Raw genomic sequence first — 18,983 nt, 5'->3', positions numbered from 1 at the left:
TCTAGCTGGTGGTCCATGCCGCCAGCATTGTCAATGCTCCCGCTGCTACCGTCGCTGAAAACACTAGCTGGTAGATGCGACGCTTAGCCCCCGCAGTGCCGCTCATAAAACGCAGGGCTGCCGCTTCATATCGGAAATGAGCGAACTCACCCCGAAGGGTGCTATCTGTCCCCTGTGGCGATTGTGGGCGCTTTGACAGGGCAGGGCGAGGATGGCTGGCGACTTTCTTGATCATCGCTTCACATTTCCCCAGTTTCGCCAATTCAGTGGCCGCTACAGATGCTGTCATGTTGTCACACCTCGTCGCTATGTGTCTTGTTTAGCTGGCGCTCGTACTCGTTTAGCGCCCGGCGAATTTTTGCTAAGGCAGTGGCGCGTTGTCTTAACACGGCATACCTGGTTTCAACTTGCTGGATCAACTCTTGTGCCCAGACAGGCTCTTTCTTGAAGTGCGACATGCTGTAGGCATGACCGCGACCCTTCTTGATATGTGTCGATAGAACCCTTTTCTTTTGTCCGGGAACTTGTTCGACAAATCTGTTGCGATACCACTCTGCAACGAGTGATACGCCTAGAATGCGAACCCGTGTACCGACACGCCCTTGTTCGTCCTCTGACGCTTCTTCACGCGCTGATTTGTGCGCGTTCCAGTACATGTCCGCTTCCTGCTGCGCCTCGACAGCAAGAACCGCTAAGGCGTGATCCAGTTTGCTCCGTACCTCTGCAACAAACTCTCGTCCCTCTGCCTCTAGCAGATCCTCTGTTATCTCGGATCGTTCTTCTTCGAGCTTCGGATCTAGCAGATCTAGCCATCGCTCTGTTGGTAGACTCACCTCAATACCCTCCCAATTCCTATCCAATTCCTATCCACATAACTATCTATCTGGAATTTAAAGCTGATTATTCCAATACTGGAATCTAGTTCTGTCACTAGGCTAACCCATCTTTGGAATTTGTCAAATTTCCCTCTATCTATCTGGAATCTTGATGCTCTTATTCTTTCACAGCCTCTTTACATATGAATCTATATTTAAAGATTCCAGATATATTGGATATGGCATCAAAGATTCCAAATGCCTCTTTACCACCGTCTCTCGATGCTGGAGGGCAAGCGGTTCTCGATGCGAGGGTAAGGTCTGTTTATCTGAGCCTATCCGTGCAGCGTTCCCATAGGTTCCCTTACTCAACGATCAAAAAGCCACCGAAAAGCAACCTATATGCCCCTTTTGGGCAATTACACAGGCCATCTGTCCCCGCTTTTAGCCTTATTCTCTATCCAACACGCGGCAAGCAATCGAAAAGCAATCTAAAAGCAATCTTTGGAGGATTTCATGAGTCAATTTGTTCTGGGTTTGGATATTGGTTACTCCAACCTGAAAATGGCAATGGGGTATAAAGGTGAGGAAGCTCGCACAGTCGTCATGCCGGTGGGGGCAGGTCCATTGGAACTGATGCCACAACAGTTAACTGGCGGTGCAGGGACCTGCATTCAGGTTGTGATTGATGGAGAGAAATGGGTTGCAGGCGTCGAGCCTGACCGATTGCAAGGATGGGAGCGTGAGCTTCACGGCGACTATCCTTCGACCAATCCATACAAGGCTCTTTTCTACGCTGCACTCCTGATGTCCGAGCAGAAGGAGATCGATGTGCTGGTGACTGGCCTGCCTGTTAGTCAGTACATGGACGTAGAGCGCAGAGAGGCGTTGAAATCTCGGCTTGAGGGTGAACACCAGATCACGCCAAAACGATCGGTAGCGGTTAAGTCTGTCGTGGTTGTACCTCAACCTGCCGGTGCTTACATGGATGTTGTAAGTTCAACCAAAGATGAAGACCTCCTGGAGATTATCCAGGGAGGAAAAACCGTTGTAATTGACCCTGGGTTCTTTTCTGTAGACTGGGTAGCTCTTGAAGAGGGAGAGGTCCGCTATCACTCATCTGGCACCAGCCTCAAGGCGATGTCGGTGTTGCTACAGGAAACGGACCGGCTAATTCAGGAAGACCACGGCGGTGCCCCTGGCATCGAAAAGATCGAGAAAGCTATTCGTGCCGGTAAGGCCGAAATCTTCCTCTACGGTGAAAAGGTATCGATCAAAGACTACTTCAAGAAAGCCTCAACCAAAGTCGCTCAAAACGCCTTGATCCCTATGCGGAAGTCAATGCGTGAGGACGGGATGGATGCTGACGTAGTTCTGCTGGCTGGCGGCGGTGCCGAGGCTTACCAAGATGCGGCCAAGGAGCTTTTCCCTAAGAGCAGGATCGTACTGCCCAACGAATCCGTGGCATCCAATGCCAGGGGCTTCTGGTTCTGCGGCTGATAGATAGGAGGTCGTTGTGGCTGGTAGCAAATGGGATGGAAAAATATCTAATCTGAACATATCGGAGCAAGCCTTTCCGGAGCTCTATCGTGAACTGTCCCAGATGCAGCATAAGGCGCGTAGTGATCGGCTCCGCGCCCTTGCTCTATTGGGTCTTTATTCTCTTCGATTTTCTGGCAACATTGGGTCTTTTGAGCAACAGAGTTCAGAGAGTCAACCTGCACAGCATCAAAATTCGCCAGTGCAGACTGACGCAAAACTGAACTCTCAACGTGATTCACTTAAAGGAAAACTGATGGGCTCCGTATGACATGAAAGACCACGAGGAGTTCTCTACGCTATCAGCGGCTGAACGTAGAGAGTTAATAATCGCAGAGTTAAAGCGTAAAAGCCGCATTCGCACCCTGTTGCGAGGACTCCCGTTAGATGAAGTTCGGGAGATCATTGACAGAATGAAGGGCGTTCTCAATGAACTGGAGGAAGAGTACAAAAAGCGAGAAGAAGAAGAAAAAGAAAAGCGAGCTCAGGCTGAGCGAATAATGAGCGACATGGAATCCTGCGGTGTGGACATCGGCTTGCTCAACGAAATGTTCACGAGCAGATCAGAACCTGATAATGCTAAATATTCAAAAGACGGAGTTTCGTGGAGTGGGCAAGGACGTCGCCCGGATGCTTTCAAGGGGTTGGGAGCTGTCGAGCTGGAGCGCTACCGTATCCCACAGAAGAAGTAAAAAAATGAGCGCCGCAAAGTTTGGGCGCTCATCTTCTGGTCCGAAATGTCATAGTCTACTCAAGCACACTCTTTCTCCCCACCACCATGCCTTCCTTGTTCTTTGCAGAACGGACATTCAACGCAGGTTCTTTGATTAACAGAGGTGAAGTACGTACACTTGCAGTTGTCGCACACCTCCAGCATTGCGTCCCCACTTCTCAGCTCCGAAGCAAGACACCAGGCATCAGTAATATCAAACGGAGCCCACCGAGCACCTTTCATTCCGGGCACTTCTTTGCGGATTGCGTGATACATTCTAAATGCCTTGTTCAAGGCTTTGATGTTCACAGACCGCAACACGGCTTCTCCACCAATGTTGAAGTAGAGCTGCATTAGAAGAGAGGCCTGTATCTTGGATGTGTGACTATGAATCAGTGTCGCACCACCCCGGAAAGTTCTGGATTTTCGTTCCAGAGTATATCCGTCCCTCTCCAGATCCTGGTAAAGCCGTCTGACCTGTTTGTAGGTCAGACCAGTCTCGATCATGATGATTTTTGTGATGTACCCAGCAAGGGCCATGTGTCGAGCTGTAACCCAGCGACCCAATGTACCAGAGTTGCCAATGTTCATCTCCACCTCCCACGTCCCTGTAGAGACTGTTGCAGTTTTTTCAATACCGGGTGTGTTAACTCTTCCCGGCTGTCATCGAGAATTTCTTCAATGATGCTCGGAGCAAAACGAAGCGTAAAATGCGTAACCGTTGTTCCAGACATGTGGCGCAACTGGCTGTCTGTTGCCTTAGCCACCAGCTCCGCAAGCTCTCTCGAAACCCCGAAAACTTCCTTTGCCATCTCCGGGTCTCTCGATGCGACGCGGTTAAATAGCAACCAGTAGGCAGCATCAAATTCATCAACACTATGGTTGATAAAAACTACAGGGTCGTAGTCGCCAGAGAGTCGCGTGATGATGTTCTGCTCTGCTGTTTCGAGTTTGAAAGAGATCAACACGCCAGAGGCCAGAGCTTCCAATTGGGAAGGTGTTGCCAGTGACAGCTTTTGAACGGTGTCCATGCCCAAAGAAAATTGTGAGGCCGCATCATCTGGACGTTCTTTTGCCAGAGTGGATAGCAGGTTCCACAATGTCAGATCGAACTCGTAGACGTTTCTATCAGCTTCTTCTTGATCGAGGTTGACGGCTCTTGCATCCCACGCACCAATAATATCCAGTTCCAACATTCCGCCCCCCTCACAAATCACGAAGGTTGCGATAGATAGCCAAGACTCGGCTACCATAGTTTCTGGCTCGGATTTCGTCTTCCCAGGCGTGATAGCGGCCAACGCCAAGCTCCAAGTCATTTGGAGATGACTGAATGGCTTCTGATAGCACCTCTGCCCCAACCATGACGTTGGTCTCTGGGTCGAGAAGATCTGCTGGAGAAGAAACTCTATGACCATTCCACCGGATGCTCACTTGCATAAACCCGACATCAATGGCACGACCGTACTGCTGCTGAAACTCAGCGAGCTTAGCCTTTGCCTGATCTTCCGACTTAGCATAGAAAGGAAGCCCAGGAACGCGAAGCGTCCAAGGCCAAGGACTTATAGAGCCATTACCTCTCCCTGATGCAGATTCGGCCAATGCGACCGAATACACTAGAAGAGGGTCGAGGTTATATGCTTTCGCTGCTTTGTCGAAGATGGTTCCGCTCAGGTCAATAGCATTCGCTGTTGATGAAAGGAGAGCCGCAGACAGAACTAGCGCCTTGGCTTTGTTCTTCATCAGCTTGCCTCCTTATGTCTGAGGGGTATTTCGTGTTCTTCGTCGTACCGCTCCGGCCAAATCTCAGACGGCTTCACACCCAAAGCTGTAGCTATCTCATGTTCCCAGCGTGGACTGGGCTTATAGAGTGCCGTAGACACCACCTGCCGAGATGTTTTGTGTTTTCTGCCCAATGCGGCCAGAGAAAGCCCCTGGATCTTGAGTTTGTACTTGATCCACTCACGTTTCTTCTCTGGGTCGCTTGGGATGTCTATCAATTGGCATTTATCCATTGTTTGCCACCCTTTAAACTGCGTTGTTAGCCATACAAAAAGTGCGTTATTCGATGAACGCTTTTAGAGTTCTTCTATTGTCACAAACTGACACATTTTGCGCCTTTACAAGCCCAAATAATGATGCTGTCAACAATAAAAAACCTTTAAAAACATACACTTAACTTTGTACCGACGGAACAAAGTTACAATACTTTTAGTAATCAATGGGATACGGATATTTTTGCGATAGTAATGGAAAGTGCGCCAAAAGAATGGCGGAAATAGCGCACGGGGAGTGCGGTATTTTGTGATATTAAATAGCGTTTAGGTATAAGTGATTTTAGGGATACAGCGAGGGCTGAAATTGCGAATACAGCAGGAGCTGAGGAGGGCAGGGAAGGCAAAGGCGCATCCCGACCACACAAGGATGATGGTGTTTACAGAAAGAGATATTTGAGAAAGAGAACTCTGCGGTGTTGCAGATGGGGACCAAAGCGTTAGCAATGGCCTATTCCATAGTGTATGCGATTTGTTTGACATGTTCAACTATGTAATGCTTTGTCAATAAACGCCTTGTTCCGTAAGGGCAAACTTTCACATGTGAAAGTTTGAGGGCAAATTCTAATCGAAGAAGTTGCCAATGGAATGGTTGTTTAGCAAAAAATAGTCAAACTTTCACAGTTGCATTTTTTGATGCCGTGGTAAACTGGAGGTAAAGAGTAAGGGGGTTGATATGAAACATGTGGTCAATATTCTTCTGCTGGGAATGGTGCTTCTGGGAATAGCCATGATGGCTGACACACCTTGGGGACTTGGTGTGGCGCTGGCTCCCTTCGGCGTTTGGGGTGCTCGTTTCCTATTTCTGGTTCACAAAAGCCTTTGGGCTGCTGTTATCTTTTGGGGAGGGATCGCTTACTTCCAGTGGCAAGTTGCTTTGGTTGTCGGGGCTCTGTTTGGACTAACGTGCTTTATCCGCGTTGCGCGGTCAGCATATAAAGAGGCACCACCTACCCGGCGCAGAAAAAAACAAACTGGTGGGTTTCAAGATTCCTATGATTTTGACCAGCGCTTCCATATTGGAGCTGGAGACGAATAAGGGGGCCTGCTGGCCCCCTTATTATTTGGTTGGTCTTTTAGAACCTTTGATTTGCTATGTTGTACCCCCTGACGGCAGTCAAATAGCTACCTGAACGGTCTCCAGCTTCCGTCGAGTTCTGCAATACGTTTACCAGCTTGTCCGTAAACTCTTCGTTTTGCTGAGAAAGAACAGGCTGACCTCCTTGCATCATCGGTGAGCCATCCGGGTTACGTTCTGCATACTCCATTTTCAGATTCTGAACAGCCTGGTTCATGCGACCTTCGTTTGTGTCAAACGATTCGGCATAAACAGCGGCTTGGGATTCAGTCAGCCCATAACGGCTTTGAGCGATAGACTGCATCGTTTCTTTGAACTCATCACCGTACTGGTTCATAAACTGCTGCGCGGCTCCACCACCAGCTTCTGCGGCAGAGGATAGCGCTGCTGCATAGAACGCGCCGCGTTCCTCAATGCTCATCCCTTTAGCGGCTTCCGATAGATCAGATTTACCAGTTAACCACTCCTTCGCTGCATCATAGCCGCTTGCAGCAGCTCCCATGACGTTGCGGCCAAGTTTAGCCATACCGACCATCGCATCACCGGCCCAGCCAAACTCCTCTTGCACGGCCTGGTCGCCGCGTTGAGTGGCCGCGATGAATTGGTCGCGTTGTTCAGGTGTCATCGTTCTCATTTGATCCATCGCTCTTGAGAACGCATCAGCGCCAGCTTGACCACCAGCAATGAGAGCTCCACCTGCTTGTTCAGCTCTGCGGCCCATCCAATCACTGGAGTTGTCCCACGCTCCCCACGCCGAAGCGCTCCAAGACATTTCCGGAAGCGAGTTCATAAGGTTATCTTGGGCTTTTTTCAGTTCAGGAGCAGATACATTTCGCTCTGTTTGCTGTGCTTGGTTATGAAGAGCTGACGTACCGGCTGCATGTTCATTTTGAACAAGGGGGCTATTCGTTGGTAACTGCCCAGCTTCTGATGCCGGATTAGTTCCAGCCATCCCAGCCACATTCTCCCGGAATCCGGTTGGGATGTTAGGTCCACTGCCTACAGCCCCTTGAACCTGACCTGGTAGGCCTTGAACATTCGGGCCTTCAATGCCGTTATTTCCGTAAGCATCACCACTAAATGCTCCGTTGCGACCGGACGCGGTATTGATCGCCTGTAGTGCGGCTTGATACCCGCCAAGCTCCTTACCCTGTTCGTAATTTTTGGAGTTGGTCATTGCTGTCATTCGCGCTGCTGCCTGGGCCACTTGAGGAGACATTCCGTAGGCTTGGTATCTTTGCTGTAGTGAAGCCGCCTCGTCTTTAACCGATTGCGGCGCGGCATTTCGGAAATAGTCATTCAGTTGGTTCATGGCCGCAGGGGTTTGTGCTACTGCACCACCGAGAGTTTTAAAGTCGGTATTAGTCATGGAGCCCATTTGGTTTTGGAGCTGACTCATTGTTGTGAAGGTGTCCGATGCAGACACCAGTTCAGAAGCGGACTTGGATAGGTTCTGGGATAAGCTATCGCCCCAGGTTTGCTTGAATGACTCGCTTCCAGAACGGCTGAAACCCTGCGCTAATTGATTTGTCAACGCCTGGCTATCGGTTTGCGAATAGCTCACACCCTTCATGAACTGGGACACATCACTCGCTGACCAGCTTGAAGAGTCTTGAGTTGATGACTCTGTTGCTCCCTTCGCTTGCGCTTTGATGTCCAGGACATCACTGCCGCCGCCTGATTCGCCATTACCACCAGCAGGAACTAGGGCTGTACTGTTTGATTTCACACCAGCAGCGGCCTTCATTGCTGCCCTGGCCTTGCCAACCATAGGCATAAGCATGGACGCAGCTTCGTCAACATCGAGTGTGCCCATAGCCTGCATGGCAAAAGCACCTTTGACAGCATCAGAGTGGCTATCATCCACCTGGAACTTATCCATGAAGTTCTTGGCTTGCTGGTTGATCAATTGGCTTTGAGCTGTGTTTTGCGACGAAACGTTGCGCCCGACATTGGAGAGTCTTGAATAGGCTTGATCCTGACTTACTCCATCAGAAAAACCTCGACCAAGAGTGCTTTGGAAAGCCTCCGATTTCTGACTTTGTAATGCCTGTGCGGAGCTCACGCCTGATGCCAAGGTGGAGCCAAGCGAGAAGGTACTGATCATGCTTTCTGCGCCGTTTGCAATCGCACCACTGAACTGGTTGTGATTGTACGCTGGCTGACTTTGCATAACCGGACCTTGCTTGAGTAGATCTGGCGTTTGCATCTTTTCGTCAACGTGGTCAGAACCACTTATTCTCGATGCCAAGCTGGTGAAGGCGTAGGTGCTACCTGTGACGATAAACAGGGAAATCACCGGAGTGGCCGCAGCCAACATGCCGCCGGTTGCAATCCAGTGTTGCAGAACATCTCCAGTTGAGGAAAGAGCGTACATGGAGTTGAGACCACCAGCACTGAGGCTAGACATCTCATTTGACGCGGCGGTATGAACAAACAGGTTTATAATTGAGAGGACTGGCATCCATAGCTGAATCCAGAGGATGGTTTGTACATATTTCCCGGCTAACTGGAGGCCGAAGCTGCCCATCACGATAATAAAAGCAATGATCGGGGTTATAGCATAAATAAAGCCTTCAAAGAACGTCAGCATTGGTCGGACGACGGTCATGAACATCGACTGCTCTGCGGCCCACTGTGTGTTCCGTTGCTGAATAGCCTGGTTGACCATCAATGCAGAGCCATAATCCTGGAGGTCCTGATAACGTCCTGCTGCGGCTTCATAATAGAGGGGCTCCAGAACGGCGGCTTTCAGATAGTCGATTGATGACGTAGTTGTGGCACCCATCGCTTGAAGCGAATCGGTCAGCTTCGTTAGAGCGTTGTCTCCAGTTGACGTGTCAATACCCAGTAGGCTGTTAAGAGCATCAACAACAACCGGGCTGCTTAGGTTGGCGGTTGCAGTGCTAATAGCCACCCATCCGTCAGTACATGTGTAGTCAGCGCCGTCAGGGTTTGCTGTAGACAAATACAACCTAGTTCCGTAGAGCTGTGAGTTGAATCGCAAAGCTGAGTCAGTTGAACGGTTCATCAACTCATCAAGGGACATTAGGTTGAGATCGACTTTGGTTAACGTGCATTCCCGAATGTAATTGTTCCAGGAACGCCTCACGTCAACATAGCCGCCTCCATTTGCTGAGTTAAGCGCAGTAAAAACTCCTGTGTCATAGGCTCGCCGTCTGACGTCATTCAACAGTTTCAGTGTTTCGGAAAAGTGGCTTTCCGTGACATTGGGTACGATTACCCCATATCCAGTTTCAAACAAATTGGTGATGGTGTATCCCACGTTGGATATGACACCTCCAGCAAAGCCTACCCCAATAGGGACATTGGCGACGACTCGAACCTGCCCTGTATAAGCGTCCTCGATAGTCACAGTTGTGGTTGGGCCGAAGAAACAGGCATATAGAATCCAACCTACCAGCACTTGCTGGAGGTTGATTTGCTTTGCGCCCTGAAAGACGGACTGAATACAGATCATCAAGACCCCAAGAAGCAGGCCAATACTGACCATCTTCTCGAAATCCCCGGTGCCGGTGATCATTGATACTGCAATCAGGATTTGCTCCAGAAAAGCAGAGTCACCGATAGAGTGGATTGAAAAAGATCCCATTCCAATAGCTCCTTAGTTCGTGCTAGGAGGATTGGACAAAGTTGCCAGCATGTATTTTTGCTTGCGGATGTTGTCCAGTAGGTTGTTGTATTTCTCAATTTGGCTTGCCAGATCGCCGTATTGAGAGGACAGGATTGTGTATTCAGCACGGATTTGCTGTTGCGATTGCGCGAGAAGCTCTAGTGCCTCTTTCTTGTAGGGTGATTTGCTGTTAGCCATCGCAATGCGAGCTGCGCGGAAGAACTCTTCCGAGAAGCTATACATCATGGTCAGGGCTATCGCTCCTGATGACTCTGTTGCGAACAGGTTAGCGCCGTCCTGTGAAAGGACAGACAAGTTACGAACAATGGTGCCAATCCCTCCGGGGAGGTTAGAAACAAAGGCCTTTTCTGGGTCGGTTAAGGTTCCAGAGTTCGTTGCGTATTTGTAGATCACACCAGGTGTAGAGCTTGTTCCTAACAGCATATCGGTGATCTGGTTCTTGATACCTTTGAGCACGACAGTTTTATTGCTGGAGCCAGCACTCAGGCAGTTGGTCGTATCAGAATCACAGGAATAGATCTCAACAGAACCGCCTGAAATCAGGTCTGACAAGGTGATCTTGTTACCTGGTAGGGTCGTCAGAGGGGTTGTTTTCGCACCAGTGCCGGTTGAGTTCGGGTCGTTTACCAGATCACCAATGATGACTGTGCCGGTTAAAGACATGATCGCTTCAAGAAGGGTGTTATCCCCGTACTGGAACCAGGTGTTGGCGTTGTTGCTCTTGAGTTGCTTCCAGACGATGTTGCCAATCATCTTGTTGTATTCGTCAGGTTTGTTGGCTTTCAGTTCTTCCAGAGGACTCTTGCCGCTGGTTTCCTGCTTGGACCCGAAGAAGTCTTCATACAGGCCGGAAGTTGTCGCGGTTATAGAAGCATCAGTTTTGTGTTTAAGGTCCATGCCGCTGGTTAGGTCGTTCACGAAACCTTGAGCGAGCTGGCAGGAGTTGCCCAGATGTTGGTTGAGCGCTTGCACTTTCTTCTGGAAGTTCTCTATCCACTTCGCTCCGTCCGGGAAAACGTTATCGAGCGCAAGCTGGAAGGCATAGCCCTTGGCGTTGGCTGCTACAGCCCGAAGGAGTTGGACAATTTGATCCGCGTTAATGAAGGAAAGCGAACCGCCGAACAGATCTACACCACCGCAACCAGCTTTCCATGATGGAGGGGCAAAGCTCACCAGGTTCTCGTCGAAGATTCGTGTCTTTGCAGTGAACCGGCCACCAGCTAAAACGCCACGTCGTTGGCTTTCATAAACCCCAGGTGGTGTTGTGTTGCTCATTTCATTGAAGAGTTTGTCCATCTGTGATTGGAGGCCGTTAGCGGCTATCGCCCCTGTCGGTGCCATGACGAGACTGGCCGCCACACTCAGGGCAAGCAGGCTCCTTTTTAATGTCTTGTGCGTGACCATCTTAGTTCTCCTGTAATTTGTCCCGGATGTACTTCATGAGTTGTTCCGGTGGCACAAAGTTGTCTTTATCACCGCTCGCTTGAGATAGCTGTTTGAGGTCAGAGCCCAGCTCTGGTGAGGCCAAGCGTTCGGCTATGTTGTTTTCCAGGTTGAGTACCGGACGTGTACGGTTAAACTCTTCGTCTGTGACCCAACCATTGCGTTTTGCTGCGACCAAAATCCTGTGATTCAGCTCAGGAAGAGACATTGGCCCTTGTCCTATAGGAGCGAACTGACCGTCTGGAGATGCGAGGTAAACAGCAGGGAAAGTTACGATACCAAGTTGTTTGGCATGGCCTTCATCGGTTTTGTAATGGGGGAAAAGCCCACTGGGGAGTGGTTTGCCGTCCATAGATACAGGAATGATCGAGAATCCTTCTCCTTGTTCCAACATCTTGATGAGCGGTGCTTGCAAGTCACTGTAGTCATCGTCGGACTTGTAGAAGAAGAATATCCCTACGCGTTCGGCTACGCTTTTGAGTAGCATGTTTTTGGCGTTACCAGCGTCACGATCAACTTGTTGTGAGGCAAACGTGGCAGCAGGACGTCGAGTAATTTCATCCAAGAAAGGATCACCTACGACCGCCAGCTCTGTAGCATCGGAAAATTGTTCAGAGCGATCTATCGCAAATCGTTGCAAGTAGAGAAACGTCCTGACGTTTTCAACGGTAGGATTGTTCCAAGCAAGGTCTTTGTACTTGGGTAAGTTTTCCCGGAACCATTCCGCTGAGAACATTTCTGGGCCGCTCGGAAGCGGAGCAGCAGGCTTAGGCTGTGTAGGCTTCGCTTCTGCCACAGGCTTTGGTTTGGGCTTTTCGGGTTTTTTCTCTGGTTCTTTGGGCTCTTCCTTGTACCAGAACCAACCCTCTTCCTTTCGCTCATAAAAACCAGGTCTTGTGCCATCTTGAGCCCAAGCCTGGTGTGATGCCCCCAGCGTGAGCGCTGCAAGGAGCAGTAAATTCAAAGGTGATTTTTTCATAGTCTCACGCACGTATTTTCCCATGCTCGATATGGTAGAGGTGGGAGGCGTGAAATTAGGCAGGTGTAAGCGCCCATTTAGGGCGCTTAGAGCGTTTTATTTGTCAACTTTCACATGTGAAAGAATTGACCAAACTATTTGGTCGTGTCCTCTTCAACTTCTGTCGCTTCTGCGGCCATCTTCATCTGCTTCTCGACCATGCGTTTTTGGGTGATGTAGCGGATAACCATCTCGACAGCGCTGTTCAACGCAAGGATTCGCATCGCTCTGGTGGATGCAACGTAGAGCAGGTTTATTTCATCGTCACGGGCCATTGGGTCGAGCTCTGGGTCCAGGACATCCGGAAAGTCGTCATAGAGCTGAACAAAGTCCCACTCCAACCCTTTGCACCGATGAGCTGTTGAGACCGTAATGTCAGCCCCAAACTCTTCTTTGACTGTATTGCGTCGTAGAGTGGTGAGTCGTTCAGGGATTTCATCGTAGCTGTTGATGATCTTGACAGCCCTCATCATCTCAGGGTCTTTGGTCGCCTTCGCTACTTCTTGATACTCGAAGTAGTCTTCATACTCATCAAGCAGTTTCTTATTCTTTACCCGGTCTGGCTCTGCCATCGAAAACCAGTACAAATCCTGGAGCTCATTGATCTGGTAAGCGTCGATTCCACCGACCCAGAATACCTGCGCTCCGGATTCGGTCGCAGAGAGCGCCGTCTCTATAACCCCCATGACGGTTCGGTGAAGTATTGCGCGGTGGCCCACGTCACCTGGTAAAAACATGAGTACCTGATCTGCTGGTCCCCGGCCAACAACAGGTCGTGTTTCACCTTTGAGTTCAAGAAGGGCGTTTGCCACCAGCGAAACGTTGGGGCCAAAGCGGAAGCTATGAGTGAGATAGAGTTGGTCGGCGTTCATGAGCTCTTTGCTATCAAGGGCGTTGTTTGCGCCTCTGAACCTATAGATCTGCTGGTGGCGATCTCCAACCAGGATTACCTTGCAGTTCTGCTGTAGGACGATGCTACTTGTTACGGGGTTAGCGTCTTGTGCTTCATCAAAAAGAATGGTGGTGTACCGGCGAGACAGATTCGGCATCCCGAGCTGATACTGTTTGAGGTAGCAATCGTGTACGGTCGGGAACGGATCTTGAACGTTTGTCATCCGTTTCCATATGAGCTCAGCACCTTCGACCACCTGGATTTGGTATCTCTCCTGTTTGGACGTAAGCACTTTACCCGTATCGGCGCGAGCAAAATGCGTATAAAGAATCCGCATGTCTGCACTACACATAAAGGCGTTGAGCGTATCGAGAATATCTTTGGCAAACGTCCAGTTCTTGGTATTCACCGCTTGGGCAATATCGGTGAGCCTTAGGTTGCCGGAGAGTTTGTGCTGGTAGCCCCTTCCTATAGTGGCGTAGGCAAGCTGGTGGGACGTTTTGCAGTCTACGTTTGCAGGAAACTTTTCTCTTGCCTCGTCGCGGATAGCCCTGTTGTATGCCAAGTAGAGGATACGTGAATCGAGGTTGTTGTGGGCGTACTTCACCAGTGTCGTGGTTTTACCCGTTCCAGCGTAGGCCTTAACGACAAGGCGAGGCCCTTTGTACTGAGTGATCAGTGATTGTTCTGGTGTGTCAGGAGGAAGTTGTTTCATGAGGCCCCCTACGACAAACACATCTGGAGAGTGATGCGCTTCTTTTGTGTCGAGAGGAACGTACTGATCCGCTTTTCTTCTCGGGGGAGGGATACTTCACAATCCAGATCTGTCCACCAGTCTGGGGCTTTACCTTGAGCCACCTCCGTAACCCAACTATGGAGACGGTGTAACCAGCGATAGTCGCCAATAGATGAGGTGGCTAGTGTCATAGCCTCCTCAATCTTGGTTTGAAGAGCCGCAGCTCTGTGTCGCCACTCTTCTGAATATTTAGCCTTTCGCGCCATCAGTTTTCCTCTTTCTTTTTCCCTCCCTTACCAGCTTTAGCGAGCTCTTGCTCCAACCCAGAAATTTTGGTCAGTGCATCATTGAGTCTTTGTTCGAGGCTCTTGGCCTGCTGGTCTTTTTCCTGCAACTGACCAGCCATCATGCCTTTGTCTTGAACAAGAGCGCGAGCTTCTGCTTCGGCGCTGGATAATTTGGCGTCCAGCTTTTCTACCTCTCCAGATAGGCGCTGGCACTCTCGTTCAGCGGATTCGCCATGAGCTTTGGCTGTGGCAAGGGAGTCCTGTGATTGGGCCAGTTTGGCCTGTACATTTTCGAGCTGCTCTTTCAACGATGTTTTTTGTTCCTGAGCGGCCCGGAGCTTTTCTGTCTGCTCTATACTCTTGCCTTTTTGCTCCTCCAACTCACCCTCTGTAGTTGCCAATTTTTGGCTCAAAGAGCGATTTTCGCTTTTAGCTTGCTCCAGGTGATCCTGTGCTCGGGTCAGATCTGCGGCTTTCGCCTCCAGCTTGCCCTCCAACTCAACGATCCGCTTTTCCAGCTTATCAATGTCAGCCAGTGAGCGTTCTAGCTCCGCAGACTTGAGGGATAGCGAGTTTTCTGCCTTACCAAGGGCCGCATCGAGCTCTGATTTTTTGTTGGTGAGAGCTTCAAGTTGTTCCTCCAGTAGCTCAGCCCGTTCGGTGGCATCATTTGCCATGTCCACGGCTTGCTGCATATCTTCCTGGTACTCAATTTCTTTCTGTCGTAGCAGTTCACGCTCGCGCTCAAGCTGTTCATCGGCGCTTGCTTTGGCTACCGTATAGATCTTCTGTAGGAAGAGCTCAGCATCGCTCATAACCGATTCTGGAAGGACTACCTCTACCAGCTCTTCATCGAGGGAGTGTTCCTCTGACCACTGTTTGAGATACGTTGAAATGGTGGTAAAGCTCCCCTTGCCAATGATGTCTCTGATAGCGATGACCGTTGGGCGTTTACCGGCGTCCTTGAGCTTTTGGGCCGCAGCCGCTACATCGTCAAACTCAACCAATTTTCTTGCCATGAGAACGTTCCTTTTAATTTGTAATGTTTACGATAATTACGATAATTACGATAATACGGTAATTATCATAATTATATATCATGCTGCTGTCGATTGGAATTGTTTGTGTGGGACAAAGCCCTTCCGGCTGCGGAAAAGCCTTGTTACGCGGTCACGCTGATTCATCCAGGGAAGGATTCGATAGTGACTCCACCGAAGGTGCCAAGGATTTCCGATGCCGCTTTATCAGATCGAGTTTTGCGTTGTTCTGAGGCGTCAAAGTTACGAAGCAATTTGAGCTGAACATCCTTATCCTGGAGCACGATCAGGGGCATTGGCGCGGTAACGGTTTTGAGTACCCCTGCGGCCATGACGTTTGCCACCGGTTGAACCTTTACTTCCCTTCGCTCCCGGAGATAAGGCTCCGGGGTGCTGGCGATCTTCTGGATAAGCTGCTCCAGGGGAAGTTGATAGTCTGGCCCAGATCGCTCCAGCTCCTCTCTGATGCGTTGCAAAAGCTCCTCTTTTACGGGCTTCTTCAAGGAGTCCTTCCGTTGCCAGGTGAAGCGGATAGAGTCGATGTCGCCATTGGTATAGCACCGAATTTGTCTGTAAAGGTGGAGAGTCATGACACCAGGGCAGTCCGCTCGAAGTGCTTCAAACCTCTCTTGCCTGGTGGGGTACGTCGAGATAATGAACTCCTCGATACCAGCTTTGGCCGCGTTGATGCGTTCAACCGTCGCCGCAATTTCGTCAGCTACACCAATCCTGGAAGGGGAGAACCAGAGTACCCCCACGGTGCGCCTGGCAGACTTCTGCGAATAGTCTGGGTTGATGTGAAGATCTCTGTAGCTGTGCGCTGCCAGCTCAAGAGCTTCGCGCCCAGTTTGTTCAGTTACGACAATCTTGTTGACGGGCTCGTTCTCCATTCCTTTTCCGGTAGGAGGGATGGCCGCAACTTTTGCGTACCGTGGCGGTAGTCGTTTGATAAGAGAGGACAGGTTCGTTAAGTCGCGGCACATGGCCGAGAATTGTTCTGATATGAAGTTTTTAGCCATGCTGCCGCCTATGTGTGGGTTTGTTCTAACAGTTCATTGGTTACATAGTAGACAGATTTAGACCATCATGCAACGAGGGGGAGGGGCAAGAATACGCCTCCGCTTCGCGTCGGCGGGTGCCCTGTTTGACCTTCGTGTGTGAGATTAGATTGAGAAAGAGAGAGAAAAAGAGAGAAAAAGAGAGAAAGAAGAAAAGCGCGGGGCAAGCCAGAAATGTGGCTGAGGGGGACTGCTGGGGTGGGGCTGGCACCCTCTATACCCCACTTTGCATGATGGTCTAACTTTGTGGTTATAGGACGACTTTTAGAGTGCCTAGATTTGCTCGATTAGGACAAATTTCGGTCCATCCACGCTGATTGGCGTAGCAGCGCGATGGCATCAGAAGGGGTAACTTTCCATGCGTTGGAAAGCTGGCGAACTGCGAAGACTGCGAGCTCCATTCGGTCGTCATCATTGATGAAATTCTGGAGCTGGTTTCCTCGCTCACTAAGGATGATCGCAACACCGGCCTTGCCGTTGTTGTAAACCGCAAAGCTCTTATTCTTCGCGTCGCCGTGATAGGAACCCTCAGCCTTGCTACGCAAACCAAAGAGAACGCTGCAAAACGCCGTCAGTTCGCCGCGAGTGAGCTGCACCGTGATCTTGCTTTTCCAGTCTGGGCTGGACCCCGATGCCCTGATCGGCGCAATCTCGATGCTGACCGTAGGATATTCACCTCTGGTTAGCGTGTGTTGCACATTCAGGCCGGTGCGTTTCGCGGGGTCCTTCTGCCAGTCTGAGAAAAATTTGAGACTTTCGCCGTAGGATTGTTCTGTCATTCCAAATTACCTTTGCTTTGAAGCTCCTGGAGCTGGACCACGAGGTCACGTTGGACTTTGGCTATCTCTGTCACCAAGTCGGCGGTGGCAATAGCGTCGGTCGCTGCTGAATGGGCTCGACCTTTCCAGCTCACACCTGCCTCGCAGGTGGCATCCGCAAGTGAGATTGTGCCGTGCCGGTTGGTTGAGCCAAAGGCATCAGCCGCCAGCTTCATCGCGCACAGACAGTTCTGCTCTTGCCACCAAGAGAGTTGGTCTCCAAATGCACTGGCTGTTTGCCTCAACATCCTACTGTCGAAACTGGAGTTAAATATCACCAGATGACGGCCCGACAAAAGCCGGGCGAGAGCTGGCGCAACTTGAGTCCACGTAGGCTCATTCGACAGCTCAGTCTCGGTGATGCCATGAACACCCATTGCCTGAGGGTCTATTTCCACGGTTGGCCGTAATCTGGTGCAGAGGAGAACCGCGCCTCTGATGTCAGTAACAGCCAGCTCGATCACCTGGTCTCTTTCACCAAGTCCGGTCGTCTCGGTATCGAGAACCAGAGGTTCCAGAGCGACCCACCTTTGTGCCATGACAGAGGCCTTTGCCAGGTTGCTACGCATTCTTGCCTTGACCGAAAGGATGGATTGCGCCCTTATTTGCTTTTGTGATGCCGGTGAACAACCCCTTCTCCGCATTGGTTGGCAATCTGCTATCCGGTACACTCCAAATTGGCCACCATACCCGTTTTTGTAGAACGAAACTGGCTCTACTCCTGGCTTAGGCTTCATCCGAAATTCGTCCCTGAGCCGTCCTTTTGAAAAGCACCTATCGGCTTTCATGGCTTCGGCTCTGGCAAGTTCGAGTTCTTCATCATTCATGCTGTTAATCCGCTATATCGAGGCGTTGGCTCGCTCTCTTCAAACGCTCATCGCCGCGTCTGTCATATTTCTGGGTAGTTGCAATGCTTGAGTGGCCCATTGCGTCCTTCACGGTCACAATATCCTCACCGTTATCCAGCATCGAGGAGGCAAAGGTGCGTCGCAGGTCATGGGGCGCAAACATCTCCAGACCGGCTTCAACTCTTCTGGTCTCCAAGATGTGGTAGATGGCCTGATCCGACATCCGCTCTCCAGTCACATCATCAAACCGCCTGATCCTCGGGAATAAAGGCCCTTCATGCGTTCCTCGAACCTCTTCAACCCACTTATCCAGTCTTTTCCATGCGCCACCAGGCACATACGCCATTCTCTCTTTGTTGCCCTTGCCAAGAACCTTGAGAGCGCGGTCCTTGTAGATCATGCTTCCCATGTCCAGCGCAACGATTTCCGAGCGGCGCAAGCCACACCCGAGGAGCACCCCGAGAATGGCCGCATCCCGAAGCCCTTTGGCGCTTGAATCACTTTCACATGTGAAAAAGAGGCTGCGAATCTCATGGCGTTCAAGTGCCCGCCCTTTAGGAAGTCGAGATCCACGTACTGAACGGACTTGCTTAATGTGCTGGAAGCTATCCGTATCAATTTGCTTCATCGTCCAGGCTTCAAGAGCCACCCCTTTGAGCGCTGACAGGTAGGTGTTGATCGTTGCCGGAGCCTTCCCTGCATCCCCCAGCATTTCCAGCACCGCCAATATGTGGTGCCGCCTCATTGAGCTCCATGCACAGTCACGAAGGTTCTGAAACCCGATCATCTTGGCGACAATGTTGAGGAATGAGCTCATGGTCTGCCTGCTTCGCTTTGACCCGAGGCTCACCAGATAGGCGACGGCGGGGTTGTCCTGGATGTTCCGGAGCGAGCTCGATGACGGCAACAGTTCACCGCGAATGCTTTGTTCTGCCGGAACATTTACTTTCGCATGTGAAACTAGCTCTTCCTTGTCATTGTTTGTGTCGTGCAAAG

20 protein-coding genes are annotated in these 18,983 nt (G+C 50.5%); 4 read left to right on the top strand and 16 right to left on the bottom strand.

Annotated elements, in window-relative coordinates; translation table 11 throughout:
- Position 1: 1 nt before the first annotated feature.
- Together R7127_RS12510 and mobI are read right to left on the bottom strand one after the other, a co-directional pair.
- Positions 2-289 (bottom strand): hypothetical protein, encoded by a 288-nt coding sequence (locus R7127_RS12510; RefSeq protein ID WP_000127321.1) that lies wholly within the window; start codon positions 287-289, stop codon positions 2-4.
- Between the two features lie 4 nt (positions 290-293).
- On the bottom strand, positions 294-833 hold the full coding sequence (gene mobI / locus R7127_RS12505) for a conjugative transfer protein MobI(A/C) (protein ID WP_001447712.1): 540 nt from the start codon (positions 831-833) through the stop codon (positions 294-296).
- 498 nt (positions 834-1,331) lie between these two features.
- Here mobI and R7127_RS12500 point away from each other — a divergent pair, with 498 nt between their 5' ends.
- From R7127_RS12500 to R7127_RS12490, 3 genes are read left to right on the top strand one after another with little or no spacing between them, the layout of a single operon-like run.
- The gene (locus R7127_RS12500; RefSeq protein ID WP_000077458.1) at positions 1,332-2,315 is read left to right on the top strand and encodes a ParM/StbA family protein; all 984 of its coding nucleotides are present in this window, start codon (positions 1,332-1,334) and stop codon (positions 2,313-2,315) included.
- Between the two features lie 16 nt (positions 2,316-2,331).
- A complete protein-coding gene (locus tag R7127_RS12495; protein ID WP_000919078.1) occupies positions 2,332-2,625 on the top strand; it encodes a hypothetical protein in 294 nt (97 codons plus the stop codon).
- A gap of 1 nt (position 2,626) precedes the next feature.
- Complete coding sequence (locus tag R7127_RS12490; protein WP_000651490.1) at positions 2,627-3,046, top strand: H-NS family nucleoid-associated regulatory protein; 420 nt, start codon at positions 2,627-2,629, stop codon at positions 3,044-3,046.
- Positions 3,047-3,105: 59 nt separating this feature from the next.
- Here R7127_RS12490 and R7127_RS12485 read toward each other — a convergent pair whose 3' ends face one another.
- From R7127_RS12485 to R7127_RS12470, 4 genes are read right to left on the bottom strand one after another with little or no spacing between them, the layout of a single operon-like run.
- The gene (locus R7127_RS12485) at positions 3,106-3,657 is read right to left on the bottom strand and encodes a FlhC family transcriptional regulator (RefSeq protein ID WP_001020646.1); all 552 of its coding nucleotides are present in this window, start codon (positions 3,655-3,657) and stop codon (positions 3,106-3,108) included.
- Positions 3,654-4,262, bottom strand: coding sequence for a hypothetical protein (locus R7127_RS12480; protein WP_000891157.1), 609 nt, complete (start codon positions 4,260-4,262; stop codon positions 3,654-3,656). The genes R7127_RS12485 and R7127_RS12480 overlap by 4 nt, the downstream gene beginning before the upstream one ends.
- 10 nt (positions 4,263-4,272) lie before the next feature.
- Positions 4,273-4,806 (bottom strand): transglycosylase SLT domain-containing protein, encoded by a 534-nt coding sequence (locus R7127_RS12475; protein ID WP_000790610.1) that lies wholly within the window; start codon positions 4,804-4,806, stop codon positions 4,273-4,275.
- The gene (locus R7127_RS12470) at positions 4,806-5,078 is read right to left on the bottom strand and encodes a helix-turn-helix domain-containing protein (RefSeq protein WP_000356489.1); all 273 of its coding nucleotides are present in this window, start codon (positions 5,076-5,078) and stop codon (positions 4,806-4,808) included. Before R7127_RS12470 ends, R7127_RS12475 begins: the two co-directional genes overlap by 1 nt.
- Positions 5,079-5,793: 715 nt before the next feature.
- On the opposite strand from R7127_RS12470, the gene R7127_RS12465 reads away from it, so the two are divergent.
- Positions 5,794-6,156: a hypothetical protein gene (locus R7127_RS12465; RefSeq protein WP_000683483.1), complete on the top strand. Its 363-nt coding sequence runs from the start codon at positions 5,794-5,796 to the stop codon at positions 6,154-6,156.
- Positions 6,157-6,193: 37 nt separating this feature from the next.
- Here the strand turns inward: R7127_RS12465 and R7127_RS12460 are convergent, their stop codons facing one another.
- From R7127_RS12460 to R7127_RS12415, 10 genes are all read right to left on the bottom strand, one after another.
- A complete protein-coding gene (locus tag R7127_RS12460; protein WP_000534551.1) occupies positions 6,194-9,808 on the bottom strand; it encodes a conjugal transfer protein TraG N-terminal domain-containing protein in 3,615 nt (1,204 codons plus the stop codon).
- Between the two features lie 12 nt (positions 9,809-9,820).
- Positions 9,821-11,254, bottom strand: a complete 1,434-nt coding sequence (locus R7127_RS12455) for a conjugal transfer protein TraH (protein WP_000256129.1) — start codon at positions 11,252-11,254, stop codon at positions 9,821-9,823.
- Position 11,255: 1 nt separating this feature from the next.
- Complete coding sequence (gene traF / locus R7127_RS12450) at positions 11,256-12,272, bottom strand: conjugal transfer protein TraF (protein ID WP_000749520.1); 1,017 nt, start codon at positions 12,270-12,272, stop codon at positions 11,256-11,258.
- A gap of 134 nt (positions 12,273-12,406) precedes the next feature.
- Positions 12,407-13,918, bottom strand: a complete 1,512-nt coding sequence (locus R7127_RS12445) for a UvrD-helicase domain-containing protein (RefSeq protein ID WP_000811656.1) — start codon at positions 13,916-13,918, stop codon at positions 12,407-12,409.
- Positions 13,919-13,926: 8 nt separating this feature from the next.
- Positions 13,927-14,205, bottom strand: coding sequence for a hypothetical protein (locus tag R7127_RS12440; RefSeq protein WP_000101263.1), 279 nt, complete (start codon positions 14,203-14,205; stop codon positions 13,927-13,929).
- Entirely contained in the window at positions 14,205-15,245 is a 1,041-nt protein-coding gene (locus R7127_RS12435; protein ID WP_000101568.1) for a DNA-binding protein, read from the bottom strand. The genes R7127_RS12440 and R7127_RS12435 overlap by 1 nt, the downstream gene beginning before the upstream one ends.
- Positions 15,246-15,406: 161 nt before the next feature.
- Positions 15,407-16,282: a DNA replication terminus site-binding protein gene (locus R7127_RS12430; protein WP_001097010.1), complete on the bottom strand. Its 876-nt coding sequence runs from the start codon at positions 16,280-16,282 to the stop codon at positions 15,407-15,409.
- A 326-nt stretch (positions 16,283-16,608) separates the two neighbouring features.
- Positions 16,609-17,100, bottom strand: a complete 492-nt coding sequence (locus R7127_RS12425) for a hypothetical protein (protein ID WP_000139717.1) — start codon at positions 17,098-17,100, stop codon at positions 16,609-16,611.
- On the bottom strand, positions 17,097-17,966 hold the full coding sequence (locus R7127_RS12420; protein WP_000997323.1) for a 3'-5' exonuclease: 870 nt from the start codon (positions 17,964-17,966) through the stop codon (positions 17,097-17,099). Before R7127_RS12420 ends, R7127_RS12425 begins: the two co-directional genes overlap by 4 nt.
- Positions 17,967-17,970: 4 nt before the next feature.
- The gene (locus R7127_RS12415) at positions 17,971-18,981 is read right to left on the bottom strand and encodes a tyrosine-type recombinase/integrase (RefSeq protein ID WP_000543934.1); all 1,011 of its coding nucleotides are present in this window, start codon (positions 18,979-18,981) and stop codon (positions 17,971-17,973) included.
- Positions 18,982-18,983 lie beyond the last annotated feature (2 nt).

This window comes from Vibrio sp. 1159, assembly GCF_033340395.1.
Classification (GTDB): domain Bacteria; phylum Pseudomonadota; class Gammaproteobacteria; order Enterobacterales; family Vibrionaceae; genus Vibrio; species Vibrio alginolyticus.
This window is presented reverse-complemented; position numbering and strand designations above follow the sequence as displayed.

What these genes read in the sequence shown, in the direction of transcription:
- R7127_RS12465 (WP_000683483.1), top strand. Translation starts at nt 5,794, where the DNA reads ATGAAACATGTGGTCAATATTCTTCTGCTGGGAATGGTGCTTCTGGGA.
- R7127_RS12425 (WP_000139717.1), bottom strand. Translation starts at nt 17,100, where the DNA reads ATGACAGAACAATCCTACGGCGAAAGTCTCAAATTTTTCTCAGACTGG.
- R7127_RS12455 (WP_000256129.1), bottom strand. Translation starts at nt 11,254, where the DNA reads ATGGTCACGCACAAGACATTAAAAAGGAGCCTGCTTGCCCTGAGTGTG.
- R7127_RS12460 (WP_000534551.1), bottom strand. Translation starts at nt 9,808, where the DNA reads ATGGGATCTTTTTCAATCCACTCTATCGGTGACTCTGCTTTTCTGGAG.
- R7127_RS12440 (WP_000101263.1), bottom strand. Translation starts at nt 14,205, where the DNA reads ATGGCGCGAAAGGCTAAATATTCAGAAGAGTGGCGACACAGAGCTGCG.
- R7127_RS12480 (WP_000891157.1), bottom strand. Translation starts at nt 4,262, where the DNA reads ATGTTGGAACTGGATATTATTGGTGCGTGGGATGCAAGAGCCGTCAAC.
- R7127_RS12500 (WP_000077458.1), top strand. Translation starts at nt 1,332, where the DNA reads ATGAGTCAATTTGTTCTGGGTTTGGATATTGGTTACTCCAACCTGAAA.
- R7127_RS12420 (WP_000997323.1), bottom strand. Translation starts at nt 17,966, where the DNA reads ATGAATGATGAAGAACTCGAACTTGCCAGAGCCGAAGCCATGAAAGCC.
- R7127_RS12435 (WP_000101568.1), bottom strand. Translation starts at nt 15,245, where the DNA reads ATGGCAAGAAAATTGGTTGAGTTTGACGATGTAGCGGCTGCGGCCCAA.
- R7127_RS12430 (WP_001097010.1), bottom strand. Translation starts at nt 16,282, where the DNA reads ATGGCTAAAAACTTCATATCAGAACAATTCTCGGCCATGTGCCGCGAC.
- R7127_RS12510 (WP_000127321.1), bottom strand. Translation starts at nt 289, where the DNA reads ATGACAGCATCTGTAGCGGCCACTGAATTGGCGAAACTGGGGAAATGT.
- R7127_RS12470 (WP_000356489.1), bottom strand. Translation starts at nt 5,078, where the DNA reads ATGGATAAATGCCAATTGATAGACATCCCAAGCGACCCAGAGAAGAAA.
- traF (WP_000749520.1), bottom strand. Translation starts at nt 12,272, where the DNA reads ATGAAAAAATCACCTTTGAATTTACTGCTCCTTGCAGCGCTCACGCTG.
- R7127_RS12485 (WP_001020646.1), bottom strand. Translation starts at nt 3,657, where the DNA reads ATGAACATTGGCAACTCTGGTACATTGGGTCGCTGGGTTACAGCTCGA.
- R7127_RS12490 (WP_000651490.1), top strand. Translation starts at nt 2,627, where the DNA reads ATGAAAGACCACGAGGAGTTCTCTACGCTATCAGCGGCTGAACGTAGA.
- R7127_RS12475 (WP_000790610.1), bottom strand. Translation starts at nt 4,806, where the DNA reads ATGAAGAACAAAGCCAAGGCGCTAGTTCTGTCTGCGGCTCTCCTTTCA.
- R7127_RS12445 (WP_000811656.1), bottom strand. Translation starts at nt 13,918, where the DNA reads ATGAAACAACTTCCTCCTGACACACCAGAACAATCACTGATCACTCAG.